Genomic DNA, 21816 nt, shown 5'->3' on the forward strand with positions numbered 1-21816 from the left:
CGGCCGGCGCCGCGCAGAGCATCGTGCGCGGCCTGGCCACCGAACTCATCAACAGCGCGCACGACACTGCCCAGCTCCAGCAGGCATGGGTGCAACTCGAGCCCTCCGAGCGCAACATGCCGGAGCTGGCCATCCATGCCGCATTGCGCCTGGCCGCCCTGGGCGGCGATCCGGCCCAGGTGCGCGCCTGGCTGCTGCCGGTATGGGAACGCATGGTGAAAGTGCCGGGCGGCCTGTCCGACCACCACGCGCTGAAACTGGTGCGTGCGCTCGAAGCGGGCCTCGACACGCTCGACGCGCCCTGGCTGTCCCGCATCGAGTCAGCGCAGCTTGCCAACCCGCGCGATGCCCGCCTGCAGTACCTGGCGGGCGTGGCCTGCCTGAAACACCAGCTCTGGGGCAAGGCACAGCAGCTGCTCACCCAGGCCGCCCCGCAACTGCCCGACGCCAGCCTGCGCGCCAGTGCCTGGCGCCACCTCGCCGAGCTGGCAGAGCGTCGCAACGACAGCGAAGCCGCCGCCACGGCCTGGAAAAAGGCCGCGCTGGAGCACTGACACGGCTGCAGGCCACCGCGTGGCCGCTGGCGCAAGCCTGCACCTGCACCGCCTGTGCGGGCTCGCTGCGGTTTCGCATGCATTGGGGAACTTTGATCGTAGATCGGCAATCGATTCAGTTTTTTTGAATCATTCCGTCAATTCCTCTGAAGCCCGCAGGTCCTGCGGCTTCATAGACTTGGCATTTCGATCCACCCAGCCCCCAGGCCCGGCGCGTACCACGCGCCACGGCCGCCGGATGCCCTGCCGCACCAGCCCACATGCCATCTACCCACCCTGGCCAGGCCCTCGCCGCCCCCCGCTACACCCGCACCGCCATGCTGCTGCACTGGCTGCTGGGCATTGCACTGATCGCCCTCTTTGGTTTTGGCGTCTACATGGCCGATCTGCCCTTCTCTCCCCAGCGCCTGAAGTTCTACAACTGGCACAAGTGGGCCGGCGTCAGCATCCTGGTGCTGTCGTTGCTGCGGCTGGCGTGGCGCCTGGCCCACCGCCCCCCGCCGTTACCAGCCCGCGTGGAAACAGCCATGCCGCGTTGGCAACACACGGCGCACCACGCCGCCCACCAGGTGCTGTACGCACTGTTTTTTGCCGTGCCGCTGCTGGGCTGGGCTTACAGCTCGGCCGCCGGCTTTCCCATCGTGTTTCTGGGGCTGTGGCAGTTGCCCGACTTTGTCGCCGCCAGCCCTGCGCTGGCCGACGCCATCAAGCCGCTGCACAAGCTCAGCGCATTTGCACTGGCTGCGCTGGTGGCCGTGCACGTGGCCGCCGCGCTGAAGCACCAGTTCATTGACCGCGACGGGCTGCTGCAGCGCATGCTGCCCGGACGCCGCTGATCCCTGCCGACCACCCTGGAGAAGTTTCCATGCAGATTTCAACCCCTTTCGCCACCCTCGCCCTCGCGGGCGCCGCCCTGATGGCAGCGCAACCGGCCTTGGCCCAGCAAAAACTGGTGCCCGCCCAGAGCGAAGTGCAGTTCACCGCCCGCCAGATGGGTGTGCCACTCGAAGGCCATTTCAAGAAGTTCGACGCCCAGATCAGCTTCGACCCCGCCAAGCCCGCCACGAGCAAGATCGCGTTCACCGTGGACACCGGCAGTGCCACCATGGGCTCGCGCGAGACCGACGCCGAGCTGCCCAAGCCCACGTGGTTCAACGTGCCCCAGTTTCCCCAGGCATCTTTCCAGTCGAGCACCATCAAGGCGCTGGGCGCCGGCAAGTTTGAAGTGGCCGGCAAGCTCAGCATCAAGGGCTCCGCCCGCGACGTGGTCGTGCCTGTGACGCTGGTGCAAAACGGCGCCACCACCACGGCCACCGGCGTGCTGCCGCTCAAGCGCCTGGCCTTCAAGATCGGCGAGAACGAGTGGGCCGATACCTCGATGGTGGCCGACGACGTGCAAGTGAAATTCAAGCTCGCGCTGACCGGCGTGGGCAAGCTCTGACCGCATTTTTTTCGCCTCCCTTTTCTTCAACGCATCCACGGAGATCTTTTCCATGCGCACTTCCCTCTTCGCCCTGGCCGCTGCCGCCACCCTGGCCGCTGGCATGGCCCACGCCGCTCCCGCCGAGTACGCCATCGATCCCACGCACACGTTTGCCACCTTCGAGATCAGCCACTTCGGCGCGTCGGTGAACCGCGGCCGTTTCGACAAGAAGGAAGGCAGCGTGCAGTTCGACAAGGCCGGCAAGAGCGGCAAGGTCGACATCACGCTCGACATCACCTCGATCAACACCGGCACGGCCACGTTCAACAAGCACCTGCAAAGTGCCGAGATTTTCGACGCGGCCAAATACCCCACGGCGCGGTTTGTTTCGGACAAGTTCCACTTCCAGGGCGACAAGGTCACCGCCGTTGACGGCCAACTCACGCTGGCCGGAAAGACCCAGCCCGTCACCCTGAAGGCCAACCAGTTCGCCTGCTACGACAGCCCCATGCTCAAGCGCGAAGTCTGCGGTGGAGACTTCGAGGCCACCATCGACCGCACCGCGTTCGGCATCAACTACGGCGTTGACTGGGGCTTCCCCAAGAACGTGCGCCTGGTGATCCAGGTCGAAGCCGTCAAGCAGTAAGCCCCCGGCTTCCGTACCAAGCCGCCTGCTGGCCCCCGGCAGGCGGCTTTTTTCATGGCGGGCACTGCGCGTGCCCAATCCTCAGCCGCAGCGCGTCGCGCCGCGCGCGCACCCGCACGCACCTCGGCGACCATGGCATGCCGGATGCACCCTCGCTCCGTGCCAGCCCAACCCTCATCCCCCGCTCCCACTCCCCACACCCTTAGTGCGGTCTGCCTTCCTTGCGCCAGAGCGAATTACCTATCCCTGCGCACCGCGTGGGTGCGCCCGAGCCTCCACCGCGGCCCCATGCCGGCACTTCACGCCCCAGCCTTTTGCCTTCCGGAGTTAACTTAACGTAAATCAATTACGAATAGTAGAATTGCGCTACCCATCCAAGGAGACCCTTGCCATGCATGCCGCCCCCCGCCCCGACCCGGCCACCCTGCCACCGCCCGCCGCCATCGAGCAGCTGCACCACTACGCCTACAAGGCGCGCGATGCCGAGGAGACGCGGCATTTCTACGAAGACATCCTGGGCCTGCCCCTATACCACATCATCCAGAGCGACTACGTGCCCAGCACGGGCGAATACTGCCCCTACACGCACTTCTTCTTTCGCCTGCAGGATGGCTCGTTCATCGCCTTTTTCGACCTGGGCGACGACGTGAAGGCAGCCCCCTCGCCGAACACGCCGCTGTGGGTGAACCACATCTCGTTTCGCGTGAACACGGTGCAGAACCTTGTCGACACCAAGGCGCGGCTGGAGGCCCACGGCATTGAAGTGCTGGGCGTGACCGATCACCATATCTTCAAGAGCATCTATTTCTTCGACCCCAACGGCATCCGGCTCGAACTCACCGCCCAGCTCGCCGATGCGGCCCGCATGCACAAGGACAGCGAGACGGCCCACCAGCGCCTCAGCGAATGGACGGCCCGCAAGGAGCAGTGGCGCCAGGAGCGCGCCGCAGGCAAGGCCGCAGAGCCCCTCAAGCCCCAGACCAACGACCGCCCGGAATTCGTTCCGACGCAATCTTGATTGCTCTTAATTTGATAGCTACTAGCGCTTACCAATAAAGCACAATAGGTCAAAAATGCATCAAAACACCCGACTTGGACCACCTGCGCGGGCGGGCCGGTAAAATCCGGAGCATCCCGCCTCCGGTCAACCTGACGGCATCCTTTGGGGATGCCGTTTTCATTTGCGATCCCCGCCATGAGCGACACCACTGCACAACCCGGCCTCGACAGCCTCTCCAAGTCCTTCGAACCCGCCGCCCTGGAAGCCCACTGGGGCCCCGAGTGGGAGCGCCGCGGCTATGGCGCCGCCGGGGTTCGGGGCACTGGAGCCCCGCAGGCCGGCGAGCCCGCGTTCTCCATCCAGCTGCCCCCGCCCAACGTCACGGGCACGCTGCACATGGGCCATGCGTTCAACCAGACGATCATGGACAGCCTCACGCGCTACCACCGCATGCGCGGCTTCAACACCGTGTGGGTGCCCGGCACCGACCACGCGGGCATCGCCACGCAGATCGTGGTGGAGCGCCAGCTGCAGGAGCAGGGCGTCAGCCGCTACGACATGGGCCCCACCCCGCCCGAGGCGCGCAAGAACTTCGTGAGCAAGGTGTGGGAGTGGAAGGAACAGTCGGGCAACACCATCACCACGCAGATGCGCCGCATGGGCGACAGCGTGGACTGGAGCCGCGAATACTTCACCATGGACGACAAGCTCTCCAAGGTGGTCACCGACACCTTCGTGAAGCTCTACGAGCAGGGCCTGATCTACCGCGGCAAGCGCCTGGTGAACTGGGACCCGAAGCTGCAGTCCGCCGTGTCCGACCTGGAAGTCGAGAGCGAAGAAAAAGACGGCTCGCTGTGGCACATCGCCTACCCGCTGGCCGACGGCTCGGGCAGTCTGACGGTGGCCACCACCCGGCCTGAGACCATGCTGGGCGACGTGGCGCTGATGGTGCACCCCGAGGATGCACGCTACACGCACCTCATCGGCAAGATGGTCAACCTGCCGCTGTGCGACCGCCAGATCCCGGTGATCGCCGACGAGTACGTGGACAAGGAGTTCGGCACGGGCGTGGTCAAAGTGACCCCCGCGCACGACCAGAACGACTACGCCGTGGGCCAGCGCCACAAGCTGCCCATGATCGTGGTGCTGACGCTGCAAGCCACCATCAACGAGAACGCGCCGGCCAAGTACCGCGGCATGGACCGCTTCGTGGCCCGCAAGGCCATCGTGGCCGACCTCGGAGCCATCGGTGCGCTGGTCGAGGTGAAGAAGCACAAGCTCATGGTGCCCATCTGCACCCGCACCGGCCAGGTGATCGAGCCCATGCTGACGGACCAGTGGTTCGTGGCCATGAGCAAGGTGGGCGAAGGCGATGCCACCGGCAAGAGCATTGCGCAAAAGGCCATCGACGCCGTGGCCAGCGGCGAGGTGACCTTTGTGCCCGAGAACTGGGTGAACACCTACAACCAGTGGATGAACAACATCCAGGACTGGTGCATCAGCCGCCAGCTGTGGTGGGGCCACCAGATCCCGGCCTGGTACGACGAAGACGGCAACGTGATCGTGGCCCGCACGGAAGCCGAGGCGCAGGCCAAGGCGCCGGGCAAAAAGCTGCGCCGCGACGAAGACGTGCTCGACACGTGGTACTCATCGGCGCTGGTGCCCTTCAGCACCATGGGCTGGCCTGAACAAGGCGATGCGCCCACCGACGACTTCAACCTGTACCTGCCCAGCACCGTGCTGGTGACCGGCTACGACATCATCTTCTTCTGGGTCGCCCGGATGATCATGATGACCACGCACTTCACGGGCCGCGTGCCGTTCAAGCATGTGTACATCCACGGCCTGGTGCGCGACGCGCAGGGCAAGAAGATGTCCAAGTCCGAGGGCAACGTGCTCGACCCCGTGGACCTGATCGATGGCATTGCGCTGGAGCCCCTGCTCGACAAGCGCACCACTGGCCTGCGCAAGCCCGAGACCGCACCCACCGTGCGCAAGAACACGCAAAAGGAATTCCCTGAGGGCATTCCGGCCTATGGTGCCGATGCGCTGCGCTTCACGTTTGCCGCACTGGCATCGCTGGGCCGCAGCATCAACTTCGACAGCAAGCGCTGCGAGGGCTACCGCAACTTCTGCAACAAGCTCTGGAACGCCAGCCGCTTCGTGCTGATGAACTGCGAGGGCCAGGACTGCGGCCTGAAGGAGCACACCAAGGAAGAGTGCCAGCCCGGCGGCCCGGCCCACGGCTACATGCAGTTCAGCCAGGCCGACCGCTGGATCAGCTCGCTGCTGCAAAAGACCGAGGCCGAAGTCGCCAAGGGCTTTGAAGAATACCGCCTGGACAACGTGGCCAACACGATCTACGACTTTGTCTGGAACGAGTACTGCGACTGGTACCTGGAAATCGCCAAGGTGCAGATCCAGAACGGCACCGAAGCGCAGCAACGCGCCACGCGCCGCACGCTGATCCGCACGCTCGAAGCCATCCTGCGCCTGGCGCACCCCATCATCCCGTTCATCACCGAAGCCCTGTGGCAGGTGGTAGCACCCGTGGCCGGCATCCCGGGCGAGTCGGTCAGCATTGCCCGCTACCCGCAAGCGCAGCCCGAGAAGATCGACGAAGCTGCCATTGCCCACATGGCCCGCGTCAAGGGCCTGGTAGACACCTGCCGGGCGCTGCGCGGCGAGATGAACGTCTCGCCCTCCACCCGCCTGCCGATGTATGTGGTGGGGGGTGCCGACTTCATGCGCGGCGTGGCGCCGGTGCTGCAGGCGCTGGCCAAGCTCAGCGAGGTGAAGGTGTTCGACGACGAGGCCGCCTGGGCCGCCGCCGCGCAAGCCGCGCCCGTGGCCGTGGTGGGCGAGGCGCGCATGTGCCTGTTCATGGAAATCGACGTGGCCGCCGAGAAGGCCCGCCTGTCCAAGGAAATCGCGCGGATCGAAGGCGAAATCGCCAAGGCCAATGGCAAGCTGTCCAACGAGGCCTTTGTGGCCAAGGCACCCGCCGCCGTGCTCGACCAGGAGAAAAAGCGCGTGGCCGACTTCGGCGCGACGCTCGGCAGATTGCGCGATCAGCTGACACGGTTGGGCTGAAAGCGGCGCCATACTGGGTCGCACATGCCGGGGCGCCCACGCGGCGGCCTGCGTTTGAACCCCCATTCACCAAGGAATTCCATGACTGTTGCCACTACCGTACGAAAGGCCGTGTTTCCCGTGGCCGGCCTCGGAACCCGCTTCTTGCCCGCCACCAAAGCCAGCCCCAAGGAAATGCTGCCCGTGGTGGACAAGCCGCTGATCCAGTACGCTGTGGAAGAAGCCTATGCCGCCGGCATTCGCCACATGGTCTTCGTTACCGGGCGCAGCAAGCGCGCCATCGAAGACCACTTCGACACGGCCTACGAGCTGGAGAACGAACTCGAAACCGCAGGCAAGCACGAGCTGCTGGCCCTGGTGCGTTCGGTCCAGCCCGATGACATGGACTGCGCCTTCGTGCGCCAGCCCCGGTCACTGGGCCTGGGGCACGCGGTGCTGTGCGCCGAACCCCTGGTGGGCAACGAGCCTTTTGCGGTGTTGCTGGCCGACGATCTGATGGTGGGCCCACAGGGCGGCGAGCCCGTGCTGGCGCAGATGGCCACGGCGTTTCGCCAGCAGGGGCGTTCGGTGATCGCCGTGCAGGAAGTGCCCATCGACCAGGTGCACCGCTACGGCATCGTGGCCGGAGACCCCGCTGGCGGCCCGCTGATCCGCATCGAACGCATTGTCGAAAAGCCCAAGGCCGACGTCGCGCCGTCGCGCATGGGCGTGGCAGGCCGCTACATCCTCACGCCGGGCATCTTCAACGAGATCCGCAACCAGCCGCGCGGTGTAGGCGGTGAAATCCAGCTCACCGACGCCATTGCCCGGCTGATGCACAGCGAGGCGGTGTACGCCTTCCAGTACGAGGGCAAGCGCTACGACTGCGGCAGCAAGGAAGGTTTTCTCGAAGCCACGGTGGAATTGGCCCTGCAACATCCGCAAGTGGGTGCGGCTTTTCGCGCATACCTCCAGACACTGGAACTGTGACGGCAGGATGAGGCGCAGCAGGCCTCTTCTGCCAAGGCCTGCTGCAGCGTGGGTGACGACGGCCCGCTCCACCCTGGAACTGGCAGCCGCCACGTACGCTGAGGCCATAAATAGAGAAGTGCGCAATGGCACGGGCAGTGCGGCAGCAGAGGTTGCCCGTGTTGCGGCCAAGAGGCGGGCGCTCCCGCCGCGCCCAGGGCCTTGATCGTTTCAGCGGCGGCGCAGGACGTGGATGTACTCGTCGCCAGCAGTCTGCTGCTCGACCAGCTCGTTGCCGGTCTGCTTGGCAAACGCCTGAAAATCCCGCAGCGAACCGCTGTCGGTGGCCCGTACCCTGAGCAACTGGCCGCTCGCCATGTCCGCCAGCGCTTTCTTGGCCTTGAGGATGGGCAGCGGGCAGTTGAGACCGCGGGTGTCGATTTCCTTGTGGATGTCCATCATGCTTCCTGGGTGATGGCGACCATTTTATGCCGCGCTGTCCGCCTCGGTGCGCGCAAAAAAGTCCACGAACTCGGGCTCGTGCCCCCGCACGCGCAGCCAGTCGGCCAGCGCCAGACCGGTGCCTGCTGGCCAGCAACGCACTTTGGCCGGCTCGATGAGACGGTATTCGAGCAGCTCGGGCGACAACTGCACGCTGCCGTGGGCCACCGCATGGTAGGCAATGATGACCTGGTTCATGCGCTGGAAGTCGTACACGCCAATGAGTTGCAGCGCGCTCACCTGCAGGCTGGTTTCCTCGGCAATCTCGCGCGCAATGCCCTCTTGCGGCGTTTCACCAGCCTCCATGAAGCCGGTGATCAGGCCAAACGACTTGCCGGGCCACGCGGCATTGCGCGCCAGCAGCACGCGGCCTTCCAGCTCCACCACAGCGGCCAGCACCGGCGTGGGGTTGTTCCAATGGGTGAAGCCACAGGCAGGGCAGCGCAAACGCTGCTTGTCGCCGCCATCTTCGGCCAGCGTGATCAGCGCAAGTGGCGTTCCACAGTGGCTGCAATGGCGGGTTTCGTACTGCATTTGCTTCGCTATTGATAGCTGATTGCGCTTATCTGGCAAGCGCAAGCGGCCTTTTCTATATAAAAACGAACCTCAGGCGGGAAAAACGCCGGTGGAAAGGTAGCGATCACCTCGGTCGCACACAATGAAAGCGATCGTGGCGTTGCTCTCGCGCTGCGCGATCTGCTGGGCCACCCAGCACGCGCCCGCCGCTGAAATGCCGCCAAAGATGCCCTCCTCGCGCGCCAGGCGCCGGCACATCTCCTCGGCTTCGTCCTGGCTCACATAGACCATCTCATCGACCGCAGAGGCGTCGTAAATCTTGGGCAGGTATTCCTGCGGCCACTTGCGGATACCCGGAATGCGCGAGCCCTCTTGCGGCTGCGCACCGATGATTTGGACCGCAGGATTCTTCTCTTTCAGGAAGCGCGATACTCCCGTGATCGTGCCGGTGGTGCCCATGGCACTCACGAAATGGGTGATGCGGCCACCGGTCTGCTCCCACAACTCCGGCCCCGTGGTTTCGTAGTGGATGCGCGGGTTGTCGGGGTTGGCAAACTGGTCCAGCACCTTGCCCTCGCCGCGCTTTTGCATGGCTTCGGCCAGGTCGCGCGCATGCTCCATGCCACCGCTCTTGGGGGTAAGCATCAGTTCGGCGCCAAAAGCCTTCATCGTCTGGGCCCGCTCGACCGACAGGTCCTCCGGCATCACCAGCACCATGCGATAGCCCTTGATGGCCGCAGCCATGGCCAGCGCGATGCCCGTGTTGCCCGACGTTGCCTCGATGAGTGTGTCACCCGGTCGGATCTCTCCACGCTCTTCGGCACGGCGGATCATCGACAGCGCCGGGCGGTCTTTCACCGAGCCGGCAGGGTTGTTGCCCTCCAGCTTGCCCAGCACCACATTGCCACGTGCCGCGTTGTCCTGTGCCCCAATACGCTGCAGCGCCACCAGCGGCGTGTGACCCACCGCGTCTTCAATCGTCGGATATTTCATGCGCCCTACTGTGCCATAATTTGGGTCTCCCCGAATTTCAGCCCGGGTGGTGAAATTGGTAGACGCAGGGGACTCAAAATCCCCCGCCGCAAGGCGTGCCGGTTCGATTCCGGCCCCGGGCACCACAGATAAGGCCGGTAGCTTCCACAAGCTACCGGCCTTTTTCTTTTGCTCCGGCCTCGCCGCCAGTCGCCACTGGCGGTCTTCAGGCAGCGCGCCGGCTGTCACCGCCCATCAGCGCATCATCTTGAAGTAGGCGTCGACCACCGCCACCTGCGATTCATCGAGCGACGTGGCGACGGTCGAGCCAAACGCCATACGGTCATCAACAGGCCAGATCTGTCCCGGGTTATTGGGCGTCACGTTGTTGGCCATCGTGCTTTCCCGCAGGCTTCCAAAGCGCGCATCGCTGCGTCCGTCGATCTGCTGGTCGAGTGCGCCCGCCAGCGAGAAGGTGAGCCCATGGATCACCATGACGTTGCGGGGCCGGGATACGTACGTGCCCACCGACGCGCCCGCTTCGGCCCATGCCACGCTCTGGAAGCACACCCGCACTTCTTGTGGGTTGCCGTTGCTGTCCAGGTACACATAGCGGTCCTGCTGGCCTTCGGTGCGCCCGGTCGGCACGCGAATGCCGGCGGCAAGAAAGGCATTGATCATGTCGTTGCCGCACAGGGGCTGGCCCGCAGGGGTTGCGCTCCCGTTGACGCGGCCGGTGGGGTCGAGCGGGTTGTCGCCGGGTGGACGGCCCACGCCGTTGAAATAGGCCTCGTATGCCAGCTGCCAGCCCTGGATGAAGTCCGTGGACAGGCGCTGGTTGGCGGCGGAGCGCTGCAGATCGCGTCCCACCGCCACCGCGCCCAGCACCAGGCCGATCACGATCAGCACGACGCTCAGTTCAATCAGCGAAAAGCCGCGCTGGCGGCGCGCGCCGGTGTGGTGGGGGTGCAGGGACATCATGGTGCGTAACTCGGTGATCGAAAGGTATCAGTGGCCGATGGCGTCTGCCACCAGCGCATTCACGTTGACCGAGCGGGCCAGCTCGGTCATCGCCGTGGTGCGTGCGGCAAAGTCGTTGTGCACCTCCGTGGCTTCTGCCAGCGACAGTGCGGCGTCCACCACGGCATATCCGGCGGCCACGTCGCTGGCCACCGCCAGGCCTATCCCTACAGCGGCGAGCGCGATCTGGAACGCGCGTGCACCGGCGGACATGGTGGTATCCGCCACGGCCGACACCATTTCCTTGGCGGCGTCGAGCGATCCTGCCACCGCCGAGGCCACGCCAGCGGCGGCGGAGGCAACGTCGCCACCCGCCAGCACGACGGCGATATAGAGCTGGTCGCGGTAGTCGTACATGGCGCGCTCCAGCACCAGCGCGCCCGTGGCGACGTTGAAATGCGCGTGCGACACCGCGGACAGCACGGCGCCGCAGTGCAGTTCGGCGAAGAGTTCGGTGTGGCTCGCCGCCATCACGATGTCGTCGTAGGTGGTGGTCACCGCCCGGCCGGGCGCTTCGAAGGTGGGGTCGGTATTGCTGGCCGTGGCATTGGCGCCGTCAAAGGCCTGGCCGTTGCCATCGGCGTCCAGCATGCCGGGCGCAGCGATCACGAATGCCGCCGTGCGCCTGCTGGCCCCGACCTGCGTGGCCAGCCGCCCTGCAGGCGCTACCAGCGAATCGCTGGCGGTATGAAGAGCCAGGCACACGTCGATCAGGTTGACGGCATTGTCCACACCCAGCGGACACGGAGGCGCATTGGCCGCGTTGCAGGCCGCATTGAGCACGGCGACATCGTTGCCCGACTGCGTGATTCCCAGCAGGCCCGCTGCCGCTGTCGGGGTGGGCGGCGCATTGGGGTTGGGGGCATTGGCATTGAGCGGGATCGGGTCGGGCGTGCGCACACGCAGCGGATTCATGCGGTCACGGGCCACGGCCAGATCCTGGTCCAAAGGCGCGGCCGCGGCGCCTGCACCCGCTGGCGCGCGGTAAACGCCGTAGCGCAAGGCTCCTGCCTCGGGCCGCGGCAGGTCGAGCGTGCGCCAGGGCAGCATGCCGACCTGGCGCGTCGCGGCGCAGTCTTCCACTCCCTGCGTGTCCGCGGCGGGGCAAGGCAGCCGGTAGTGGGAATGCAGAAAGCCCACCACGGCGTCGCGCGACTGCCGCTGCGCGTCCATCTGCACCGTGGTCACGCGGTGCCGCTCGGACAGTTGCCAAAAGATCACGGCGCCCGGCAATATCAGCCCCAGAGCCAGCAGCACCAGCGACAGTTCAACCAGGGTGAAGCCCCTCATGCGGCGGTTCATGGATTGAGCCCCTTCAGGTCCAGCAAAACCGCCGCATTCATGGCCTGCGTGAACGTTTCGTACAGCTGCACGACATAAGCGCGCACAGCGGCTTCCTTGGCAATGGAAGCCTGCAGCGCTTCCTGGGCCTGCACCAGGTCCACGGCTGCGAGGGTCACCTCGATGCCCGCCGTGATCACGTTCGCCGCCGCCAGGGCAATGCCGAAAATCGTGACGCCTTCGGTGTTGGACGCCGAAGCAATGGCCAGCGCAGCGCTGCCCACGGCAAGCGCCAGGTTGACGGCCGCCAACGCCACACCCGACTCGGCCCCCGCCACCGCCGACCGTGCCTGGTCGATGTCGAACACCCGCAGCGACCAGTACTCCTGCACCACGCGGGCATTGTCGTAGGCGGTGTAGGCACCCTGCCCCGCCGCCTGCATGCCGCCGAGGCGCGCAGCGCAACCGATGCGGGCCGACAGATCGGCCGGTCCTACCGCCAGCGAAATGTCATCGAAATCGGCTGCCTGGGGCCGCCCTGGAAAATCGAAACGCCACCCGCCAGCGCCCCCAGGGACGTTGCTGCCCTCGAACACGTTGTTCAACCCCGGGTGCACCAGCACAAACGCCACGGGCATGCTGGCGCCCGGATTGCCGGCCTGGAGCGTGCCCGCAACAGCAGGATTGGCGGCATAACGGCGCAGCACGCGGCACCAGTCCAGCCCATTGACCTGCGCGCGGCGGTTGCCTGCGGCCGTGATGGCCGCCGTCACCGCAGCGGCGGCCGTGTTCACGCTGGCGTCGGTGGACAGCGCCAGCACGGGAATGGCGGGGCTGAAATCGATGTTCAGATCGGGCGCCACGGATGCGGGGGGAAGGGCCGCAAGGTCAAGCCCTGCGCCGCCCCGGTTGACGCCATAGTGCAGCGCGCCAAAACGGCTGCCCAGGCCCAGGGTGCGCCAGGGCAGCAGTGCCGCCGTGGCACTGGCGCAATCCTCGTTGCCACTGGTGTCTGCTGCGGCACAGGGCAGGCGGTGCCGCGAAAGCACGAACCCTTCCACGGCAACCTGCGCCTCGGCCAGTTGGCTGAGAACGGCCGGCCTCTGCAAGGGCTCGCGCGTGGTTGCAATCCAGCGCCAGGCAATGATGCCGATGACGCCAATGATCACCAACGCCACGGCCAGCTCCACGAGCGAAAAGCCCGCCTGGCGCGAAATGAGGCGGCGTCTGCTCATCGCGTGCCTCCCTTGCGATCCACTTCCACGAGGATGTCCTGCGCCTGGTCGGGCGTCATGGGAATCACGGCCGTACCCGTCGAGTTGCACGCGGCGGGGTTGTTGATCATTTGCTGCAACTGGTCAACCTGGTACTGTGCCTCGCTCTCCCTCTTCTGGGCGGCCGCAAGCTTGGTGTTCAGCGCATCCAGTTCCTTCTGGACCTTGATGGGCCGCAGGTACTTGGCATCGGGGCTGGGGCCGCTGCTGGCCGCCGGGCCGAACAGATCCACGAGCGCGCTGTTGAGCGCACCCGAAATGCTGGTGTCGCCTGGCTGGCACGCGGTGGTGCACCGGTAACCGATGACCTGGCCGCTGCCGTTGTAGACAGCGTACCGCGCAGCGCCGTTCACAAGGTTGGCGTACGCCGTCTGGTAGCTGGTCTGCGCTGTGCTGAAGCTGGTAACAGCGGCGTCGCGCGCTGCCGTGGCGTTGTCGAGCGCGGCCTGGGCGGTTGCCAGCGAGGCGGCGGCCTTGTCGCGCACGGCCGTCAGCCCTGCGGTGTCCTTGGCCAGCTTCAGTTCGGCGTCCTTTCCGGCCCGCTGGTCCATCAAAGCGGCTTTGTTGGGCGGATTGGTGGCGATCAGCGCATCCAGCGCGGCAATCTCGCTGGTGAGCCGTGCGATGGTGCCCGCCGTGTCCGCCAGCATGGCGTTGTATTTGGCCACTTCTGCCGCCCACAGGTCGCGCTCCTTGGTGGCCTGCGTCAAGCGCGACTCGGTCGCATCACGGTTGTACGACGCGGAGCCCCAACCACCCGCGGCCGCGATCAACTGGCTCACCTGCCCGTCGAGCTGCGAGGATGCAGCGCCCCCCCGCACCACGTTCACCAGCGTGGCGACAGCGGCATCGCGCTCCGCAATGGCTGCGTTCAACTCGATCGTCTTGTTCGCCACTTCCGTCTGCACGGCGAGGCGGGCACTGGCGGCACTGGACAGCTCTGCCTGCGCACTCACCAGGGACTGGGTGAGCAGGCTGGTGTCACGGGGTGGGCAGGCCTGGTCGGGCGTGGCAGTGTTCGATGCCAGCACCAATGCGCCCGCAGCAATGCCGGCCGCCGTGGCATTGAGCACCGCGGCAGCAATGTTGGCGTACACCACCCCACCCGCCAGCGCGATGGCTGCGGTGTGCTGCGGCGCGGCGGCGCAGGCATTGACCGCCAGGCCCAGCGAGGCGGCGCAAATCACCCACTCCGCGGCTGCGTTGCCGGCATCAGAAATGCCCTCGGCCACCGCCAGCGCGATCTCCAGCCCGGTCATGATGGTCGCCAGCGTGGAGAAGGCCACGGCGCGGCCTGCGGCCTCAATGTTGTCGTCGCGCATTTGCGCGACCTGGATCACCACGTCATGGCCCAGCGCCACGGTGTTGATCGAATCGATCAACGGCCGGCAGTGAAAATCCGCCTGCAGGCTGGTGAACGAGCGCTCCAGCACGAGGTCGTTGTAGGTGGCCAGCAGAGGCCGGCGCGCGGGGTCTTCCATCAGGTTCGCGTTGGCTCCCGCATTGGAGTTGGCACCGTCGAACAGATCGCCGTCGCCATCAGCGTCGGTGTTGCCGGGGTGCGCCAGCGCATAGGCCACAGACCGCAAGGGCGCCGTGTTCACACGGGCCAGAGAGGCGCCCAACGGCGTGGTACGCGCGGTCTCCAGGCGCTGGCACAGGTCCGTGAGAGTCAGGATATCGCTGGGATACGACCCCGCTTGCATGGAGGAGAAAGTCTCGCCGCTATCGTCGTAGGCCAGCGGACGCCAGGTGTCGGTCAGTGTGGTCAGGTTGTTGGCATCCGCCCCCCTCTGGACGAGGTAGCGCAACTGGCCCACGTCCACGCCGGGGTCCGCCCCCGCAAGCCGCAAGGTGACCGATGGCAGCCAGCCTTTTTGTGCATCCACGTTCCCGCAGTCTTCCTCGCCATCGCGGTTGGTGTCCGGGCAAGGCAGACGGCGCATCACCGTGGCAAACGCAACGATGGCCTGGTCTGCCTGTGCCAGCACCTGGCGCTCCTGCCGGGACGACTCCACGCCGGCGCGCTCGCGCCACTGCAGGTAGCCCATGGCCGCCAGGCCGGCCATCACTGAAATCAGGAGCAGCACCTGCAGCAGGCCGAAGCCGCGCAAGTGGCGCGGCATGGGCCGGGTGGCAGGAACGGTCAGGAAAGTGGGCAGCATGGAATGAAAAGGGCTGTGGCCGTTAGGGCAAGTTGGCGCGCAGCCAACCGGCCAGCTGGGCGGGCGACTCTGCCGCCACCACATCGTCGGAAGCCTGCCGCACTGGAGCAAAGGGGCTGGCAGCGCAGAGGCTGTTCATGGCGTGGGGGGCATCCAGCCGATCGCCATCGCCATCACGGTCCTGCAAGGGCACCACCACCCAGTAGGCAGCGGAGGTGACGGGGTTGGCCGCGCAATCGATCGCTCCGGCCGCGCCCGCGTCCCCGGTGAGGTAGGTTCTGCTGACGGCCATGGACAGCAGCGCGGCGTTGTTCAGCCCCACGATGAGGTCGGTCGCGTCAAGGAAGGTGGCGTCGCCGGCCACGTCCCCCGTGCGCTCGCTGGCCACGGCCAGGTCGGCGTTGGCGGCAGCGTCCCGCAAAACCGAATAGCGGGCGCGCAGCCCCTGCACCGGAAGCTCCAGGCCCAGGCTTATGTAGGGAAACCAGCCGAGCTCGTTGCCGGCCGCGCAGACACCTGCCGTCAAGGATTCATAACCGTCGGCCGCCGAGCCTGGGCAGGGCAGCCGGCCATGGCGCAGCGAAAACGCGCGCACCAGCGACTGCAATTGCTGCGCCTCGGCGCGGCCGCGTTCGATTGCTTGCTGCGCCGAAACGGTTTCGTAGCCACTGAACGCCGCCCATGACATGAGCCCCGCAACCACCAGTGCAACCGACACTTCGACGAACGAGAAGCCGGCCTGCGCCGTGCGGCGCGCGCGCAAGCGCCTGCAGCACGCCCTGCAACTCATGGCTTCTTCACCCCCGCAGGTGCCGCAGGCACGTACGACTGGAGCGCGCGCGCCTGCACGCTGGAGCGCTCTCCCAGCACGCGCATCTCGGCCAGGATGGCCTGCTGGCGCGCCGTGTCCTTGGGCGACGTGCTCTTGCTGATCGACTGCAGCTCGTTATTGAGCTTCTGGATCTGGGCACTGGTGTCCAGCAGGCTGCGCAGCGTCTGGAAATAGCGGGGATCAAACCCCGGCGGAGACAGCGCCTCGAGCTCGTCCACGACGGCGCGCATCTTCTCTGGCGGTGCCTGCAAACCCTGGGCCCGCAGCGCGTTGAATTCGGCCCGCACTTCTGCCAGCCGCCGGCGGCGCTCCTGCGACTCTTGTGAAGACCGCGCCTGCGAGGCCGCGTCGGCGACCAGCGCCGGAGCAGGTGTACCACCGGCCGGCAGGCCCGCGCCTGGGCTGCGAACGGCCTGGCCCGTGGCAGGAACGCCGGCATCGGGCGACGCGCGGTTCATCCAGGCACCAGCGCCCAACAGGGCCAGCACCAACACCCCCAGCCCCGCGCCAATCCAGACAGGTTTACGCATTCGGAATCCCCGCACTGCTCAACAGGCAGGCCTTCACCACACAAGAAAACGCCAGCGCTGCAGCAACACCGGCGGGCAACGCCAACTGCGCGCCGCCCTTGGTCGCCCGGCACGTGCCCGTACTCATTGCCCGGCCCCCATGCTTTGGGCCACCGACTGGCGGACCAGGTCGTAGACGGGCAGGAGCAACGCCACGATAAGAAAGAGGAACAACCCGCCGGCGATCAGGATGATCACGGGCTTGAGAATCTCGGCGAGGGACTTGACCAGCACTTCAAGCCGCTTGCGGTAGTCGGCCGCCAGGTGCGAGAGTTGCTGGTCCAGGCTACCCGACTCTTCCCCTACCGAGATCATCCGCACCGCCATGGCCGGGAACCCCCCCACACGGCGCATGGACGACGACACCGATTCCCCGCGCGACACGGAGTCGGCCACCAGGATCAGGCGGCTGCGGTAATAGCGATTCTTGGTGGCACGCCCCAGAATGCGCAGGCTCGACACCAGGTCAACCCCTGCCCGCACCAGAATCGACAAGTGCTCGGTGATATGGGCCATGCCCGAAGACACCAGCAAGGTCCGGGCAATGGGCAGGCGGTGCAGCAGGCTGTAGGTGGCCAGCTGAAACCGTTCCGACCGTTTGAAGAAAACCGTGCACACCACCACGACCACGGTTGTCACGAGCAGCACCCATGGCAGGTGGGCAGACAGCAGATCCGCAAACGCCACCAGCCCTTCGGTGATGGGCGGCAGCTTGGCCTGCAATTGCTTGAACAGCCGCGCCATGTTGGGAACGACGTAATAGATCCAGAAGATCGCCACCCCGATGATGGAAGCAAACACGAAGGACGGGTAGATCAGCGCCGTCTTGATGTCGCGCCGGATGTTGATCATGCGTTCCACATGTTCCGCAGCCTCGGCGAGCATCCGGTCGAGCGTGCCCGTCTGGTCGCCAATGGACACGAGGTTGCGCACCGTTTCAGGGAACACATTGGGATGGCGGTTGAACGCGTCCGTCATCCCCACCCCGGCATTCAGGTCTTCCAGCATGTTGCGCGCAACCGCCGCCATGGCCCGGTTGCCCACGCTGTTGCTTTCTTCCACCAGCGTGGTGAGCGCATCAAGCGCGGGCACGCCCGCGCGCATCATCAGGCCCAGGTCGCGCAGGAAGCCAGCAAGGTCTTCGGCGCGCACCTGGTTGCGGAACAGGTGCATCAACAAATCGGTCACCATGGCCAGCCATGGCGGGAAGCGCCAAAGCCCGATGACGGTGCCTTCGGTGTCGGCCTCCAGGCGCATGCGCGCCGACAGGTCGCGCTTGACCGCCAGCCGCAGCAGGCCCGAGCGCACCGCGCCGTGCGGCAACAGCACCCTGTAGTAGTAAGTATTGAGGTTGGCCATGCAGAGGTTCCGCCCGAAAGGCTCAGTCTTCCCCGACTGCGCGCAGGATTTCTTCCATGGTGGTCTCGCCCGCGAGCACGCGGTGGCGCGACAGCGTCAGGATGGGCCGCATGCCCGACGCCAGGGCGCGCTGCCGCATCTCGGCGCGCGTGGCATCCGATGCAATGGCATCGGCCAGGTCGCGTGAGACCACCAACATTTCATAGACGGGCAGACGCCCCAGGTAGCCGGTATCGCGGCAGTGGTGGCAGCCAACTCCCCGGAAAACCTGCACCGCCTCGCCCGCCCCGGCTGCGCCGAGCCAGCGCCGCTCATCGTCCGTGGCCGCATGGGGCCGCGCGCAATGCGGGCACACGCGCCGCACCAGGCGCTGGTTGATCACGGCCACCAGGTTTTCGGCGATGGTCTCGGCATCCACGCCAAGCAGCTTCAGGCGCGGCATCACGCCGAAGATGCTGCCCACGTGCAGCGTGGACAACACCAGGTGCCCGGTGGACGATGCATCCAGCGCGGCGCGCGCCGTTTCGGTGTCGCGGATTTCGCCCACCAGAATGATGTCGGGGTCGTGCCGCAGGAAGTGCCGCATGGCATTGGCGAACTCATAGCCCGCCCGGCGGTTCACCTCGGTCTGGCATGCCACCGGCACGCGGTATTCCACCGGATCTTCCACGGTGAGCACGTTGCGCTCCACCAGGGGCTGCATGCGCAGTGCCGCATGCAGCGTGGTGCTCTTGCCAGAGCCCGTGGGCCCGGTGATCAGGATCAGCCCGTGCGGCCGCGAAAATGCCTTGGCCATGGCCGCGACATCTTCTTCGAGAAAACCCAGGTCGGCCAGCTTGTCCAGATTGCTGCGCTCCGGCAACAGGCGCAGGACCATGCGTTCGCCAAACTCCGAAATGAGCGTGGACACGCGGATGGTGAAGTTGTATTCCATCACCTGGGCCGTGAAACTGCCGTCTTGCGGAAGGCGCTGCTCGCTGGCATCCATGTCGGCCTGAAGCTTGACGTACACGACCAGGCGGTCCAATGCGGGCGACAGCGCAAAGACGGGCCGAAGCACGCCATCGACCCGCAGCAGCACCGAACGGCTGCGCGCGGTGGGCGCAAGGTGGATGTCGGTGGCACGTTCGCGCACGGCCAGGTGCAGCATGTGTTCCAGAAGCCGCGCGGGGCTGTAGGCGCGGTCGACGTCCGCCTCCAGCTTGCGCACCTCGCTCTCGATCAGGCGGGCCGGCGGATGCTCGGCAAAATAGTAGTGCTGCTGAATGGCCTGGGCCACGCTGTCGAACTCGCCCTGGAAAAAGCGGCAGCCCTTGCCCAGCTTGCGCTGCACGAGATCGGTGACGGCCTCGGGCTGCGCATCGCCCAGCACGATTTCAATCAGGCCCTCGGGCGTTTCCCGCAGGGGCAAGAATCCGTAGGTGAGGCACAGCGACCGGTTGAAAACCCCGGCCACCGCCGCATCGGGCTCGGGCAGCTCATCGGCGCTGACAAAGCGCAGGCCGCGCTGCCCTGCCAATTGGCGTGCCACATCGTTCGCACTCGCAAAGCCCAGCTCAACCAGCAGGTTGCCCATGGGCACCTTTTCGATCTTCTGCTTTTGCAGCACGTAGTCGACTGCCACGGCCGACACCAGGCCTGCGTTGACCAGCGCGGTGCCAAGGAAAGGACCTTTTTCCGCCAGCACCGCCAGGCGATCGGCGGCAATGGCGCCAGATGGAGCCGTCGGCTCCGAGGTCTCCAGCAATGATTCAGCGGAGGGATGCATCCTGATGCTCCAGAAGTAAGAAGGTCAGCTCGTCGGGTTTGCCGGTGGGGGCCAGACCGTGCTGTTGCTGAAAGCGTGCAAGCGCCTCTGCCGTTCTCGAACCAAAAAACCGTCATCGCGTTCGCGTGCATCGAGCAGACCGGCACTCTTGAGCCGGGCCTGCACCTGGCGCGTAACCTGCTGGGCAGCCACAATGCTCCGCGCATCGTCGCGCCCCACCCAGGCCACCCAAGCCTCGTTGCCCTCCGCGAACCGGCACAGCCCGGGCAGCAGTTTCAGGGTGTCGGAAATGCCCTCCGGCACGCGCTGCACATGAACGACTTCACCGGGTGCAGCAAGGCCTTCAAGCCGGCGCTGGCAGGCTCGCCGTGGTGAAACCGGGTCGGCAGAGGCGGCCGATGCCGGCGCCTGTGCAGCGCCTGGTGCGGCCCGCGCCGGTGCAGACTCGGCAGGCGTTGGGAGGAGCGCACCCTGCGCTACGGCATGAGCCCCCGGCGCAATGGCCTGCCGCTGGGGCGCAAGGCCAAGGCTGGCCACGGCCACGGTGGCCGTGGTGCCCGCGAGCAAACCCGCGAGAATCCACGCCTTGCGGCGGCGCGACACGGGCGCAGCAGCATCTGATGCAGACTCACCCTCCAGCGCAGGCAGGTCGGCCACGGCACGCTGCACCAGCGCACCCGTCACCACCGAAGCGCGGGCGCTGGCCAGGCCGTAAAGGCAGCGGTCCAGCACCAGGTGGATGCGGCGCAGGTTGCCCTGCGTGGCACGGTACAGGACCTGTGCTGCAGCCGGCTCAAGCGACAGGCGCCCCTCGGCGCCAGCAGCGTTGACACGGAAATCGAAATAGCGTGCCACCTCGTCCTTGTGCAGAGCACTCAGGCGTGCATGCTTGACGATGCGGCTCTTGAGCTGGCGCAGCTCAGGCCGTGCCAACGTCTGCTCCAGTTCCGGCTGGCCTACGAGCAGGATCTGCAGCAGCTTCTCCTGCCCTGTCTCCAGGTTGCACAGCAGCCGCACGAGTTCGAGCGACTCCACGCTCAGGTTCTGTGCATCGTCGATCACCAGCAGGTTGATGTCGCCCGCCTGATGCCCGGCCACGAGAAAATCGGTCAGGCGGGCCAGCCCCTGCTCCAGCGTAGCCGAGGGAGCCAGACCGAAGTCAGCCTGGATGGCCGACAACAAGGCGCTGTCCTGCAAGAACGTGTTGAGGATCAGGGCCGAATGGCAATTCTTGCCTTGCAACGTATCAAGCAGGCGGCGCACCAGCGTGCTCTTGCCCAGGCCCACCTCACCCGTCAGCAGCACGAAGCCCTTGCGGGCCTCGATGCAGTGCACTATCTCGGCAAAATCTTCTTCAAGACGCGGTGTAAAAAAATACGAACCCGCATCCGGCGTCGGCGGAAACGGGTTGCGCGACAACCCCAGCGCGGCATAGATCGGGCTGGCGGTCATTGGCGGGCGGCTGGAGTGAACTGGGCCAGCGCCGCGCGCAGGGCGTTGGAATCTGGATGCACACGTGCCGCCGCGTCGAGCGTCGCCCGTGCCTCCTCGGGCTTTTGCTGGCGTGCCTGGATGCTGGCCAAGTTGACGGCCGCCTCTTCGTCGCCCGGCATGCGATCGAGAATCGCCCGGTAGCCGTCTGCCGCTGCCGCATCGCGCCCGGCCCGCAGGTCAAACCAGGCCTGCGCGCGCAGCAGCCCCAAAGAGCCCGCCGGCAGCCGGTCCCGCAGGGCAGCCAGTTCACGTTCGGCATCCGCCGTCCGTGCGTCTTTCATGGCGGCAACAAAACGCGCAAATCGCAGCTCCACCGGCGTTTCGTCCACCACAGGAGCAATGGGCACTGCTTCAGCTTTGGCCTGGCGCGCGCGCCGGGCAGGGGCTGGGCGTGGTGCCGC

The 21816-nt window shown here is 66.2% G+C and carries 19 protein-coding genes, 1 tRNA gene and 2 pseudogenes; 8 read left to right on the plus strand and 14 right to left on the minus strand.

Annotation, left to right across the window (positions count from 1 at the left end; genetic code table 11):
• The 7 genes from ACDELDRAFT_RS08680 to galU all read left to right on the plus strand — a co-directional run.
• A partial coding sequence (locus ACDELDRAFT_RS08680; RefSeq protein WP_005795619.1) for a heme biosynthesis protein HemY occupies positions 1 to 554 on the plus strand: 554 nt, incomplete at its 5' end.
• Between the two features lie 260 nt (positions 555 to 814).
• The gene (locus ACDELDRAFT_RS08685) at positions 815 to 1390 is read left to right on the plus strand and encodes a cytochrome b (protein WP_005795621.1); all 576 of its coding nucleotides are present in this window, start codon (positions 815 to 817) and stop codon (positions 1388 to 1390) included.
• 29 nt (positions 1391 to 1419) lie between these two features.
• Positions 1420 to 1995, plus strand: coding sequence for a YceI family protein (locus ACDELDRAFT_RS08690; RefSeq protein WP_005795623.1), 576 nt, complete (start codon positions 1420 to 1422; stop codon positions 1993 to 1995).
• A gap of 52 nt (positions 1996 to 2047) precedes the next feature.
• A complete protein-coding gene (locus ACDELDRAFT_RS08695) occupies positions 2048 to 2623 on the plus strand; it encodes a YceI family protein (protein WP_005795624.1) in 576 nt (191 codons plus the stop codon).
• A gap of 391 nt (positions 2624 to 3014) precedes the next feature.
• Positions 3015 to 3641, plus strand: coding sequence for a VOC family protein (locus ACDELDRAFT_RS08700; RefSeq protein ID WP_005795625.1), 627 nt, complete (start codon positions 3015 to 3017; stop codon positions 3639 to 3641).
• Between the two features lie 177 nt (positions 3642 to 3818).
• Positions 3819 to 6716 (plus strand): valine--tRNA ligase, encoded by a 2898-nt coding sequence (locus tag ACDELDRAFT_RS08705; protein ID WP_040328554.1) that lies wholly within the window; start codon positions 3819 to 3821, stop codon positions 6714 to 6716.
• Positions 6717 to 6797: 81 nt separating this feature from the next.
• Positions 6798 to 7685, plus strand: coding sequence for a UTP--glucose-1-phosphate uridylyltransferase GalU (gene galU, locus ACDELDRAFT_RS08710; protein WP_005795627.1), 888 nt, complete (start codon positions 6798 to 6800; stop codon positions 7683 to 7685).
• Between the two features lie 210 nt (positions 7686 to 7895).
• Here the strand turns inward: galU and ACDELDRAFT_RS08715 are convergent, their stop codons facing one another.
• From ACDELDRAFT_RS08715 to cysM, 3 genes are all read right to left on the minus strand, one after another.
• Positions 7896 to 8123, minus strand: coding sequence for a sulfurtransferase TusA family protein (locus ACDELDRAFT_RS08715; RefSeq protein ID WP_005795629.1), 228 nt, complete (start codon positions 8121 to 8123; stop codon positions 7896 to 7898).
• Between the two features lie 27 nt (positions 8124 to 8150).
• On the minus strand, positions 8151 to 8699 hold the full coding sequence (locus tag ACDELDRAFT_RS08720; protein ID WP_005795631.1) for an NUDIX hydrolase: 549 nt from the start codon (positions 8697 to 8699) through the stop codon (positions 8151 to 8153).
• Positions 8700 to 8771: 72 nt separating this feature from the next.
• The gene (gene cysM / locus ACDELDRAFT_RS08725) at positions 8772 to 9674 is read right to left on the minus strand and encodes a cysteine synthase CysM (protein WP_005795632.1); all 903 of its coding nucleotides are present in this window, start codon (positions 9672 to 9674) and stop codon (positions 8772 to 8774) included.
• A 40-nt stretch (positions 9675 to 9714) separates the two neighbouring features.
• On the opposite strand from cysM, the gene ACDELDRAFT_RS08730 reads away from it, so the two are divergent.
• Positions 9715 to 9799, plus strand: a tRNA-Leu gene (locus ACDELDRAFT_RS08730).
• A 109-nt stretch (positions 9800 to 9908) separates the two neighbouring features.
• Here ACDELDRAFT_RS08730 and ACDELDRAFT_RS08735 read toward each other — a convergent pair.
• From ACDELDRAFT_RS08735 to ACDELDRAFT_RS08780, 11 genes and pseudogenes are all read right to left on the minus strand, one after another.
• Positions 9909 to 10634 carry a type II secretion system protein gene (locus tag ACDELDRAFT_RS08735; protein WP_005795634.1) on the minus strand — a complete coding sequence of 242 codons (726 nt, stop codon included), beginning with the start codon at positions 10632 to 10634 and terminating at the stop codon, positions 9909 to 9911.
• Positions 10635 to 10661: 27 nt separating this feature from the next.
• Positions 10662 to 11975: a prepilin-type N-terminal cleavage/methylation domain-containing protein gene (locus tag ACDELDRAFT_RS08740; protein ID WP_005795635.1), complete on the minus strand. Its 1314-nt coding sequence runs from the start codon at positions 11973 to 11975 to the stop codon at positions 10662 to 10664.
• Entirely contained in the window at positions 11972 to 13189 is a 1218-nt protein-coding gene (locus ACDELDRAFT_RS08745) for a type II secretion system protein (RefSeq protein ID WP_005795637.1), read from the minus strand. The genes ACDELDRAFT_RS08740 and ACDELDRAFT_RS08745 overlap by 4 nt, the downstream gene beginning before the upstream one ends.
• Entirely contained in the window at positions 13186 to 15393 is a 2208-nt protein-coding gene (locus ACDELDRAFT_RS08750; RefSeq protein ID WP_005795639.1) for a hypothetical protein, read from the minus strand. The genes ACDELDRAFT_RS08745 and ACDELDRAFT_RS08750 overlap by 4 nt, the downstream gene beginning before the upstream one ends.
• A gap of 22 nt (positions 15394 to 15415) precedes the next feature.
• Entirely contained in the window at positions 15416 to 16156 is a 741-nt protein-coding gene (locus tag ACDELDRAFT_RS08755) for a PulJ/GspJ family protein (protein WP_232504746.1), read from the minus strand.
• Positions 16157 to 16179: 23 nt separating this feature from the next.
• Positions 16180 to 16755 carry a hypothetical protein gene (locus tag ACDELDRAFT_RS08760; RefSeq protein ID WP_005795643.1) on the minus strand — a complete coding sequence of 192 codons (576 nt, stop codon included), beginning with the start codon at positions 16753 to 16755 and terminating at the stop codon, positions 16180 to 16182.
• A gap of 123 nt (positions 16756 to 16878) precedes the next feature.
• Positions 16879 to 18153 carry a type II secretion system F family protein gene (locus tag ACDELDRAFT_RS08765; protein WP_005795644.1) on the minus strand — a complete coding sequence of 425 codons (1275 nt, stop codon included), beginning with the start codon at positions 18151 to 18153 and terminating at the stop codon, positions 16879 to 16881.
• Between the two features lie 22 nt (positions 18154 to 18175).
• Positions 18176 to 19921: a GspE/PulE family protein gene (locus ACDELDRAFT_RS08770; RefSeq protein WP_005795646.1), complete on the minus strand. Its 1746-nt coding sequence runs from the start codon at positions 19919 to 19921 to the stop codon at positions 18176 to 18178.
• A pseudogene (locus ACDELDRAFT_RS26190) lies at positions 19905 to 19988 on the minus strand (hypothetical protein); the annotation flags it as partial. The pseudogene ACDELDRAFT_RS26190 and the gene ACDELDRAFT_RS08770, both read right to left, overlap by 17 nt.
• Before the next feature lie 923 nt (positions 19989 to 20911).
• A pseudogene (locus ACDELDRAFT_RS26195) lies at positions 20912 to 21373 on the minus strand (ExeA family protein); the annotation flags it as partial.
• Positions 21370 to 21816: tetratricopeptide repeat protein (locus ACDELDRAFT_RS08780; protein ID WP_005795651.1), on the minus strand; the 447-nt coding region annotated here is incomplete at its 5' end. The gene ACDELDRAFT_RS08780 and the pseudogene ACDELDRAFT_RS26195, both read right to left, overlap by 4 nt.

The sequence above is a fragment of the Acidovorax delafieldii 2AN genome, from assembly GCF_000175235.1.
GTDB lineage: Bacteria > Pseudomonadota > Gammaproteobacteria > Burkholderiales > Burkholderiaceae_C > Acidovorax > Acidovorax delafieldii_B.

Excerpts from the sequence above, each read along its gene's own strand:
- ACDELDRAFT_RS08685 (WP_005795621.1), top strand. The coding sequence starts at position 815 with ATGCCATCTACCCACCCTGGCCAGGCCCTCGCCGCCCCCCGCTACACC.
- ACDELDRAFT_RS08690 (WP_005795623.1), top strand. The coding sequence starts at position 1,420 with ATGCAGATTTCAACCCCTTTCGCCACCCTCGCCCTCGCGGGCGCCGCC.
- ACDELDRAFT_RS08695 (WP_005795624.1), top strand. The coding sequence starts at position 2,048 with ATGCGCACTTCCCTCTTCGCCCTGGCCGCTGCCGCCACCCTGGCCGCT.
- ACDELDRAFT_RS08700 (WP_005795625.1), top strand. The coding sequence starts at position 3,015 with ATGCATGCCGCCCCCCGCCCCGACCCGGCCACCCTGCCACCGCCCGCC.
- ACDELDRAFT_RS08705 (WP_040328554.1), top strand. The coding sequence starts at position 3,819 with ATGAGCGACACCACTGCACAACCCGGCCTCGACAGCCTCTCCAAGTCC.
- galU (WP_005795627.1), top strand. The coding sequence starts at position 6,798 with ATGACTGTTGCCACTACCGTACGAAAGGCCGTGTTTCCCGTGGCCGGC.
- ACDELDRAFT_RS08715 (WP_005795629.1), bottom strand. The coding sequence starts at position 8,123 with ATGGACATCCACAAGGAAATCGACACCCGCGGTCTCAACTGCCCGCTG.
- ACDELDRAFT_RS08720 (WP_005795631.1), bottom strand. The coding sequence starts at position 8,699 with ATGCAGTACGAAACCCGCCATTGCAGCCACTGTGGAACGCCACTTGCG.
- cysM (WP_005795632.1), bottom strand. The coding sequence starts at position 9,674 with ATGAAATATCCGACGATTGAAGACGCGGTGGGTCACACGCCGCTGGTG.
- ACDELDRAFT_RS08735 (WP_005795634.1), bottom strand. The coding sequence starts at position 10,634 with ATGATGTCCCTGCACCCCCACCACACCGGCGCGCGCCGCCAGCGCGGC.
- ACDELDRAFT_RS08740 (WP_005795635.1), bottom strand. The coding sequence starts at position 11,975 with ATGAACCGCCGCATGAGGGGCTTCACCCTGGTTGAACTGTCGCTGGTG.
- ACDELDRAFT_RS08745 (WP_005795637.1), bottom strand. The coding sequence starts at position 13,189 with ATGAGCAGACGCCGCCTCATTTCGCGCCAGGCGGGCTTTTCGCTCGTG.
- ACDELDRAFT_RS08750 (WP_005795639.1), bottom strand. The coding sequence starts at position 15,393 with ATGCTGCCCACTTTCCTGACCGTTCCTGCCACCCGGCCCATGCCGCGC.
- ACDELDRAFT_RS08760 (WP_005795643.1), bottom strand. The coding sequence starts at position 16,755 with ATGCGTAAACCTGTCTGGATTGGCGCGGGGCTGGGGGTGTTGGTGCTG.
- ACDELDRAFT_RS08765 (WP_005795644.1), bottom strand. The coding sequence starts at position 18,153 with ATGGCCAACCTCAATACTTACTACTACAGGGTGCTGTTGCCGCACGGC.
- ACDELDRAFT_RS08770 (WP_005795646.1), bottom strand. The coding sequence starts at position 19,921 with ATGCATCCCTCCGCTGAATCATTGCTGGAGACCTCGGAGCCGACGGCT.